Genomic DNA, 8,743 nt, shown 5'->3' with positions numbered 1-8,743 from the left:
CCGGTGGCCGGCGTCGGGGGCCAGGGTTGGGGTCGACCGGCCACCGGTGGAAGCGCCGGGCCGGGGCCGAACCCGGGCTGGCCGGGCCCGCCGGCAGCGACGGGCTGCGGGCCGGCGGGGCGGGCAGGGCTGGTCATGCGGCCTCTTCTCGGGGTGACCCGTCGAGCGGGATGGTGACCTGGATGCGGCAGCCGGGGCGGTCCCGCCGACCCGGTCCGGCTGGATCGAGAACTCCGATCCGGCCGCCGTGCAGCTCGACGACCCACCGGGCGATGGCCAGGCCCAGCCCGGTCCCGCCGCCGGCCGACCGATCGCCGCGGGTGAACCGCTCGAACACCCGGGAGCGCTCCGCCGGGGGGATCCCCTGACCCTCGTCGCTCACCTCGAAGCGGAGCTGGCCGGCGTGTTCCTCGGCGCTCAACCGGACCGTGCCGCCGGGCGGGCTGTGTCGCGCCGCGTTGTCGAGCAGATTCGCGAACACCTGGTGCAGTCGCCACGGGTCGGCCAGCACGGTCAGGGGCATCTCCAACTCGCGGAGTTGGTAGCGCACGTCCAGCCCCGCGCCGGTCGCACTCGCGGTGGCGTGCTCCACCGCCTCGTCGAGGAAGTCCCCCACGTCCATGCGGACCCGCCGTAGCGGGACCACCCCGGCGTCGAGTCGGGACAGGTCGAGCAGATCGGCGACGAGATGCCCGAGCCGTTCGGTCTGGGCCAGCGCAGAGCGCAGTGCCGCGGGTTCGGGCGCGGCCACCCCGTCCACCATGTTCTCCAACACGCCCTGCAACGCGGTGATCGGCGTGCGCAACTCGTGCGACACATTGGCGATCAGCTCGCGTCGGCGCTGGTCCGCGGCGTGCAGGTCCTCGGCCATCTTGTTGAACGCCTGGGCCAGCTCGCCGACCTCGTCCCGGGACGTGGCGCGTACCCGGCGGGTGTAGTCGCCGCGGGCCATCGCCCCGGCGGCCGCCGTCATCTCCCGCAGTGGCGAGGTCATCCCGTGGGCCAGCACCTGCGAGGTGAGCAGGGCCACGGCGATGGCGGTCGCCGAGGTCACCGGTGGTGGCCAGCCGATGCCGTACGAGAAGTAGGCGAGCCCGGCCGCGCCGGAGGCGACCAGCAGCACGCCCAGTTTCAGCTTGATGGAGCGCACCGGGTCGAGCGGACGGGGAAGCAGCTCCAGCACCCGGTCCAGCCGGGTGAGCAGGGTGGCGGTCATGACGGCACTTCCAGGGCGTAGCCGACTCCGTGCACGGTGCGGATGAGATCGGCGCCCAGCTTTCGGCGCAGGGCCTTGACGTGGCTGTCCACAGTGCGGGTGCCGCTCCCCTCGGCCCATCCCCAGACGTCGGCGAGGAGCCGTTCCCGAGGGAGTACCGTCCGGGGTCGTCCGGCGAGGTGGACAAGCAGGTCGAACTCGGTCGGCGTGAGGTGTACGTCCGCACCGGCCCGGCGGACCCGCCGCTCGGCCTCGTTGATCTCGATGTCGCCGAGGCGGATGGCGGGCGGAGCAGGGGTGGCCGCCCGCTCCACCCGGCGCAGCAGAACGTGGACCCGGGCGGCCAGCTCCCGCATCGAGAACGGTTTGGTGAGGTAGTCGTCCGCGCCGACCGCGAGCCCCACCAGCAGGTCGGTCTCGTCGTCCCGGGCGGTGAGCATCAGCACCGGTACCGGCCGGACGGCCTGGATCCGCCGGCACACCTCCAGGCCGTCGAAGCCGGGCAGCATCACGTCGAGGACGACGAGATCCGGCCGTCCGGTTCGGAACTGCTCGACCGCGCTGGGCCCATCCGCAGCGATCTCCACCGCGAATCCCTCGGCGCGGAGTCGGGCGGCGACCGACTCGGCGATGGTCCGTTCGTCCTCGACCACCAGTACCCGGCGTTCCTTCATGGGCCCTGACTGTAGGGAGCCGGCGTGGAGATCAGTGGGTGGCGTTGTGAATAACCTGTGGAGAACGGGTCACCCCTGTGGATAACCCGGTGGACGACGCCGGTGCGGGCCTCGCCGGAGAGCCCGCACCGGCGTCGTTCTCACTCCAGCCCGACGCGCTGCGGGCGGGCCGAGGCGGAGCCGAGCCAGGTGTGCGGGTTGCCGTACCAGCACCAGCCCAGTTTCGGCGCGCCCTGGCTGATCCAGATCGCCGGCACCCGCTTGTCGCCGCAGCGCGAGCCGACCAGCGAGAAGCACTTGTTCTTCGCCAGCGCCGCCGGATACAGGGTGACGAAGGCGATCCCCTCGTCGATGGTGAGCGGCAGCCGGTCCTGGCCGGTGATCACCTCCATGGCCGACGCGGGGGCCAGGTTCAGGGTCTCCTCGCCACGGTCCACGTCGAAGAGCAGGTACGCCGGGCCCGCCGGCACCTCCAGTTCCTTGATCGGATCGAATTTCGGCAGGTCGTCCTCGCCGTAGTGCCGGTCGAGGAAGCCGGGCTTGCGCTTGCCGGCGAGGGTGGTGAGCGCCAGCCGCTGCTCGACCGTCGCCAGGTCGCGGGTGATGACCAGCAGGAACGGCACGCGGCCCTCGGTCGGTGCGGGCAGCCCGGCGGCGCCCGTGATCGCCGCCGCGCGGAGCGGGGCGACCAGACCACGGAAGGCGTCCACGGTCAGGTCGGCGAGCGCCGGATATCCCAGCTCCACCAGGCGGTCGAGTTGACGGTCGAATTCGGTGGCGGCGTCGAACACGGGCGGCTCCATTCGTCGTTCGTCCCGGATACCGTACGACGTACGACAGGCCGGGGTTATTCCCGCTGCCCGATGCAACCTGTATGGGCGACCGCCCCGTGGTACGACCGTGATGGTCAGCGGCGAGGAAATGGGCAGGGCTGGGAGCCGGGGTCAGCGGTTCCAGTCCTGCTTCGCCGCACGGACCAGCTTGTCCTTCAGCTCCCGGGTGTGCCGCCGGCTCACCGGCAGCTCGGTCCCGTCGATCACCACCACGTAACCGGAGTTGACCAGCCGCAGCTCCGCGATCAACTTCAACTGCACCAGGTACGACCGGTGCACGCGGACGAAACCGGCGTCGGCCCACCGCTCCGCGAGCGTGGCCAGCGAGACCCGGACCAGGTGCGACCCCTCCGCGGTGTGCAGCCGGGCGTAGTCCCCCTGGGCCTCCACCCAGCGCACCGCCGAACGGGGCAGCATCCGGGTGGTGCCGGCCAACTCGATCGGGATGGTCGGATCCTCCTCGGCCCGGGCCAGCGCCGCCGGATGCGACGGCACCACCCGCGAGCCGATCACCCGGCGCAGCGACTCGGCCAGCCGCTCGGCCCGGACCGGTTTGCGCACGTAGTCGGTGGCCCCCAGGTCGAAGGCGTCCACCGCGCCGTCGTCGTACGCGGTGACGAAGACGATCGCCGGTGGCCGGGCGAACCGGCGCAGCACCCGGGCCAGCTCCATGCCGTCCAGGCCGGGCATCCGGATGTCCAGGAACACCACGTCCACGTCACCGTCGCGCAGCAGCCGCAGCGCCTCGGTGGCGTCCCCCGCCGTGTGCAGGCGGGCCACCCGGGGATCGGCCCGCAGATGGTACGCCAGCTCGTCGAGCGCGGGCGGCTCGTCGTCGACCGCCAGCACGCGGAGGAAACCGGTCGCGCTCACTCAGTGGCCCCCGGTCGCTCGTCGCGCGCGCTCACGATCCGGCCCGCACGCCGGGGTGGAACTTCGGCACCCGCATGCTCACCCTGGTGCCTGAGCCGAGCCCGGTCTCGACGACCAGGCCGAAGCGGTCCCCGAACACGGACCGCAGCCGCTCGTCGACGTTGGAGAGGCCGACGTGCTGGCCGGTGTCGTCACCCGGGTCGCCGGTGCTGCGGGCCAGCTCGGCGATGCCGGCGGTCAGCGTGGTCGGATCCATTCCCACCCCGTCGTCCTCCACGGTGATGTGGCATTCGGCGCCCGCGTCCCGGGCCTCGATGCTCACCATGCCCGTGCCCGGCTTGCGGGACAACCCGTGCCGGACCGCGTTCTCCACCAGCGGCTGGAGGCAGAGGAACGGCAGCGTCACCGGAAGCACCTCCGGCGCGATCTGCAACCGCACCTGCAACCGGTCACCGAACCGGGCCCGCTCGATGGTCAGGTAGCGGTCGATCGAGCGCAGCTCCTCGGCCAGCGTGGTGAACTCCCCGTGCGCCCGGAACGAGTACCGGGTGAACTCCGCGAACTCCAGGATCAGCTCGCGGGCCCGCTCCGGATCGGTGCGCACGAACGAGCCGATCGCGGTCAGCGCGTTGTAGATGAAATGCGGGCTGATCTGCGCCCGCAGCGCCCGGATCTCGGCCCGCGCCAGGCGCTCCCGCGACGAGTCCAGCTCGGCCAGGGCGAGCTGGTTGCCGGCCCAGTGCGCGGTCTCCAGGGTGGCCTGCACCAGCCCGGGCGCCGGAGGGCTGTCGGCGATCGCCACCAGCGCGCCCACCACCCGGCCGTCCGCGCCGTGCAGCGGCGCGACCACCGCTCCCCGGATCGGGCAGTCGACCCGGTCGCAGTGCAGCTCGGATTCACCGAGCACCGTCGAGCGCCCGGTCTCCACCGCACGGCGGGCCGCCGCGAGCAGTTGCTCGCCGTGGTGCCCGCCGCGTCCGTCGAGGGCGAGCAGCTCGTCGGCGTCGGTGAGCGCCAGCCCGGCCGCCCCCACCAGAGCCCGCAGATGGCGTACGGCCTTCGCCGCGCCCGCCGCGCTCAGCCCCGCCCGCAGCGGTTCGGCGGCCAGCCCGGCGGTGTGCAGCACCTCGTAGGTGGCCCGCTGAGTGGCGGTGGCGATGCCCCGGCGGGCACGCAGGCGCAGCACCGCCAACAGGGCCGCGGTCAGCGCGGTGACCAGTGAGACGACGCCGACGACGGCGGAGAGGTTGCCACCCACGCAGCGATCCTTGCCGCTGCGGGCCGGCGAGCCAACCCCTAGTACGCGCCCTTGCGGGCCAGCACCACTCCGACGGTGCGCCACAGGATGCTCAGGTCGTACGCGAGCGACCAGTTGTCGACGTAGTAGAGGTCGAGCCGGACGGACTCGTCCCAGGACAGGTCGGAGCGGCCGGAGACCTGCCAGAGCCCGGTCATGCCGGGGCGGACCAGCAGCCGGCGGCGCACGTCGCCCAGGAAGTCGCCGTCGTCGGCCGGCAACGGGCGGGGCCCGACCAGCGACATCTCACCCCAGAGCACGTTGATCAACTGCGGCAGCTCGTCCAGCGAGGAGGCCCGCAGGAAGCGGCCCACCGGGAAGACCCGCGGGTCCTCCTTCATCTTGAACAGCATGCCGTCGGTCTCGTTCCGGTCGACCAGGCTGGCCAGCCGATCCTCGGCGTCGACGTACATGGTCCGGAACTTCCAGACCCGGAACGTGCGCCCCTCGTGCCCCACCCGGGGCTGACGGAAGAAGACCGGCCCGGGGTCGGAGATCCGGATGGCCACGGCGATGGAGAGGAAGAGCGGAATCAGCAGCAGCAGACCGAGGCCGGCGGCGACCCGGTCCATCAGGTTCTTGGCCAGCAACGCCGGGCCGGAGAGGGTCGGCTCCTCGACGTGCAGCAGCGGCAGACCCTCGATCGGCCGGATGTGCACCCGTGGACCGGCGATGTCGGTGAGCTGCGGGGCGACCACCAGGTCGACGCCGGAGCCCTCCAACTGCCAGGCCAGCCGGCGCAGCTCACCCGGCTCGGCGCTGGCCGACCCGCAGACCGCGATCGTGTCCCCGCCGACCTCCCGGACCAGGGCCAGCACGTCCCGGCCGGCGTGCACCGGCACCGGGGTGGGCATCCCTCGTGCCGCGGCGTAACCGTCGGTGATGTGGATGGCGACCGGCACCAGCCCGGCGTTCGGGTTGCGGGTGACCGCCGCGTAGACCTCCAGGCACTCCGGCAGGGTGCCGACCAGCACCATCCGGTGCGCGGCCTGCCCGGCCCGCCGGCGGATGTAGTGCAGCGCCCAGCGGGCCACGAAACGGCCCCAGAGGATCAGCACCGTGGCGCCGACCAGCGCGGTGCCGACCGTGTACCGGGAGAGCTGGGTCACCGTGGCGAAGGCGAGGAACGAGACGCTCGCGGCGACCGTCACCGAGGCCCGGATCACCCGCTTGAACTCGTCCGGCCCGAGCCCCAGGTAACGCCGGTCGTAGGCCCGGTTGCTCCAGAGGATGATCACCCAGCCGAGCGGGAGCAGCAGGTAGGAGATGGTGTGGAACCAGGTCGGGTCCTGCTTGGTGCCGGAGAAACCGGAGGCCGCCTGATCGAAGAGCTGGATCGCGATCCAGCTGGCGAACGCCGCCGCCCCGAAGTCGAGCACGAGCAGGATCGCCGTGTAGGGGCGGTGCCAGCGGGAGACACGGCGTCGCGCCCTGGCCCAAGCCGACCGGGGGACGCCGTTGTGCGACGGCGGCGTCGGCGGCTGAATTTCGAAGCTGTCGACGTGCCGCACGAGTCTGCTCCGGCCTTCGTTGGTTACCGGGCGCTGGAGGCTTGCCGTCACCTCACCCATGTCCTCCCGCATGACACGTGCCGCTCACTCGCCGTGAGGGCCCGGGTCGCCCACCGTCCCAGTCTCCCACGTGGGCTCCGACCGGTCGCAGCCCCGGAAAGGATTGGCGACCGATGGTGCCGGCGGGATCTGGCCGGCTTCGCACCATTTCAGAAGCCGGGGACCGGGCCACTATACCGATGGATGCACGCGTGGCGGGAACCGTGGACCGGAGCTTCTGCTCACTCGGGACGATTCCGCTCCGTAGTTGCCACGTGTGATTACTCACCGTACGAGGCGGGACAACCGTCGGTCAGCGAGCGGCTTGCCGCCGGTCTGGCAGGTCGGGCAGTACTGGAGGCTGGAGTCGGCGAACGAGACCTCCCGCACGGTGTCACCGCACACCGGGCAGGGCAGGCCGGTGCGGGCGTGCACCTTCAACCCGGAGCGCTTCTCGCCCTTCAGCTCCGCCGCCCGCTGCCCGAGGGACCGCTGGACCGCGTCACCGAGCACCTGCCGGGTGGCCGCGTGCAGGGTGGCGAGCTGGTCGTCGGTGAGCCGGTCGGTGATCGCGAACGGGGACAGCTTCGCCGCGTGCAGGATCTCGTCGGAGTACGCGTTGCCCACGCCGGACAGCACCGCCTGATCGGTCAGCACCCCCTTGACCTGCCCGCGCCGGCCGCGCAGCCGCTCGGCGAAGGTCGGCAGGTCCGCGGCGAGCGCGTCCGGGCCCAGCTTGGCCACGCCCGGCACCGCCGACGGGTCGGTGACCAGGTACGCGGCCAGCTTCTTCTGCGTTCCGGCCTCGGTGAGGTCGAAACCGGAGCCGTCGTCGAGGCGGACCCGCAGCGCGATCGGGCCCTTGCCGGGGCGCAGCGGGGTGGTGGCCGGGAATGCCTCCCGGTAGTGCAGCCAACCCGCCCGGGCCAGATGGACCACCAGGTGCAGATCGCCGTCGACGACCACGTCGAGGAACTTGCCATGCCGGCGGGCGTCGACGACCGCCCGCCCGGCGACCGCGGTCGGTGCCGGGTCGTACGTCTTCAGGGCGCTGATCGCGGCGACCTCGAGCCGGTCGACACGCCGCCCCACCGCGCGCTGCCGCAGGTAACCCGCGAGCGCCTCAACCTCCGGTAGTTCGGGCACCAGCCAACGGTAGCCTTCTTTCCCGTGAGAATCGTGGTGGCACACAACCGGTACCGGGAAGCCCAGCCCTCCGGCGAGAACACCATCGTCGACTCGGAGATCGCTCAGCTCACCGCCGCCGGCGTCGAGGTGCTGCCCTTCATCCGCAGCTCGGACGAGATCCCGTCGATGTCGAAGGTGGCGAAGGCGCTGCTGCCGATCTCGCCGATCTGGGCCCCCCGGGCCCAGCACGACCTGAGCCGGCTGCTCACCGAGCACCGGCCGGACGCCCTGCACCTGCACAACCCGTACCCGCTGCTCTCCCCCTGGGTGGTGCGGACCGCGCACCGGCACGGCGTGCCGGTGGTGCAGACGGTGCACAACTACCGGCAGGTCTGCTCCTCGGGGATCTACTTCCGCGACGGCGTGATCTGTCAGGACTGCAAGGGCCGCACGCTGGGGGTGCCGGCGATCAAGCACCGCTGCTACCGCGACTCGGCGGCGCAGAGTGCGCTGATGGCGACCACCCTGGCCGTGCACCGGGGCACGTGGCGGTCGGTGGACCGGTACATCGCGCTCACCACGGCGATCGCCGACCACCTGCGCGAGTACGGCATTCCGGACGAACGGATCGTGGTGAAGCCGAACGCCGTACCGGACCCCGGCCGGCCGGCGCCGCTCGGTGACGGCTTTCTCTTCATGGCCCGGCTGAGCCCCGAAAAGGGTGTCGACCTGCTGCTGGACGCGTGGCGTCGGCATCCGGTGGGCGCACTGGGCACGCTGCGCGTCGCCGGGGACGGCGAGTTGCGCCCGCTGGTGGAGGCCGCCGCCGCTGAGCGACCCGACGTGGTCTACCTCGGTCAGCTCGACCGGACCGGAGTGCGGGCGGCGGTCGAGGCGAGCGCGGTGGTGATCGCCGCCGCCATGTGGCACGACGTGCTGCCGACCGTGATCATCGAGGCGATGGCCAGCGGCCGGCCGGTGCTCGGTACCGCGTTGGGCGGCATCCCGTACCTGGTCGGGGCGGATTCCCCGCACGAGCCCGCCGGCACCGGGCCGGCCGAGGTCGCCTCCGCCGTCGCCGGCGACGGCGGCGCGTCGCCGATGCCGACCGGGATCAAGGCCGGCGAGGCCGGCTGGGTGGTCGCCCCGGAGCCGGCCGCACTGGCCGCGGC

Annotated in this window: 8 protein-coding genes; 1 reads left to right on the top strand and 7 read right to left on the bottom strand. The window is 72.4% G+C overall.

All coding sequences use genetic code 11. The features are described from left to right. Positions 1–133: 133 nt before the first annotated feature. The 7 genes from EAD98_RS25295 to EAD98_RS25265 all read right to left on the bottom strand — a co-directional run bounded on the left by EAD98_RS25295 (position 134) and on the right by EAD98_RS25265 (position 7,589). The gene (locus EAD98_RS25295) at positions 134–1,216 is read right to left on the bottom strand and encodes a HAMP domain-containing sensor histidine kinase (protein ID WP_121656488.1); all 1,083 of its coding nucleotides are present in this window, start codon (positions 1,214–1,216) and stop codon (positions 134–136) included. After that, on the bottom strand, positions 1,213–1,890 hold the full coding sequence (locus EAD98_RS25290) for a response regulator transcription factor (protein ID WP_121656487.1): 678 nt from the start codon (positions 1,888–1,890) through the stop codon (positions 1,213–1,215). The genes EAD98_RS25295 and EAD98_RS25290 overlap by 4 nt, the downstream gene beginning before the upstream one ends. A 140-nt stretch (positions 1,891–2,030) precedes the next feature. After that, positions 2,031–2,693 (bottom strand): DUF5701 family protein, encoded by a 663-nt coding sequence (locus EAD98_RS25285; protein WP_121656486.1) that lies wholly within the window; start codon positions 2,691–2,693, stop codon positions 2,031–2,033. Between the two features lie 141 nt (positions 2,694–2,834). Then, positions 2,835–3,596, bottom strand: coding sequence for a LytTR family DNA-binding domain-containing protein (locus EAD98_RS25280; RefSeq protein WP_109815705.1), 762 nt, complete (start codon positions 3,594–3,596; stop codon positions 2,835–2,837). A gap of 31 nt (positions 3,597–3,627) precedes the next feature. Next, on the bottom strand, positions 3,628–4,854 hold the full coding sequence (locus tag EAD98_RS25275; protein WP_121656485.1) for a sensor histidine kinase: 1,227 nt from the start codon (positions 4,852–4,854) through the stop codon (positions 3,628–3,630). A 38-nt stretch (positions 4,855–4,892) separates the two neighbouring features. Further along, on the bottom strand, positions 4,893–6,464 hold the full coding sequence (locus tag EAD98_RS25270) for a sugar transferase (RefSeq protein ID WP_199723547.1): 1,572 nt from the start codon (positions 6,462–6,464) through the stop codon (positions 4,893–4,895). A 264-nt stretch (positions 6,465–6,728) separates the two neighbouring features. Further along, on the bottom strand, positions 6,729–7,589 hold the full coding sequence (locus tag EAD98_RS25265) for an Fpg/Nei family DNA glycosylase (protein WP_121656483.1): 861 nt from the start codon (positions 7,587–7,589) through the stop codon (positions 6,729–6,731). 24 nt (positions 7,590–7,613) lie between these two features. On the opposite strand from EAD98_RS25265, the gene EAD98_RS25260 reads away from it, so the two are divergent. Beyond that, positions 7,614–8,743: glycosyltransferase family 4 protein (locus EAD98_RS25260; protein ID WP_121656489.1), on the top strand; the 1,130-nt coding region annotated here is incomplete at its 3' end.

It is taken from the genome of Micromonospora sp. CV4, from assembly GCF_003667455.1.
Classification (GTDB): domain Bacteria; phylum Actinomycetota; class Actinomycetes; order Mycobacteriales; family Micromonosporaceae; genus Micromonospora.
The sequence above is the reverse complement of the archived record's forward strand: the minus strand, read 5'-3'. Positions and strand labels throughout refer to the sequence as shown.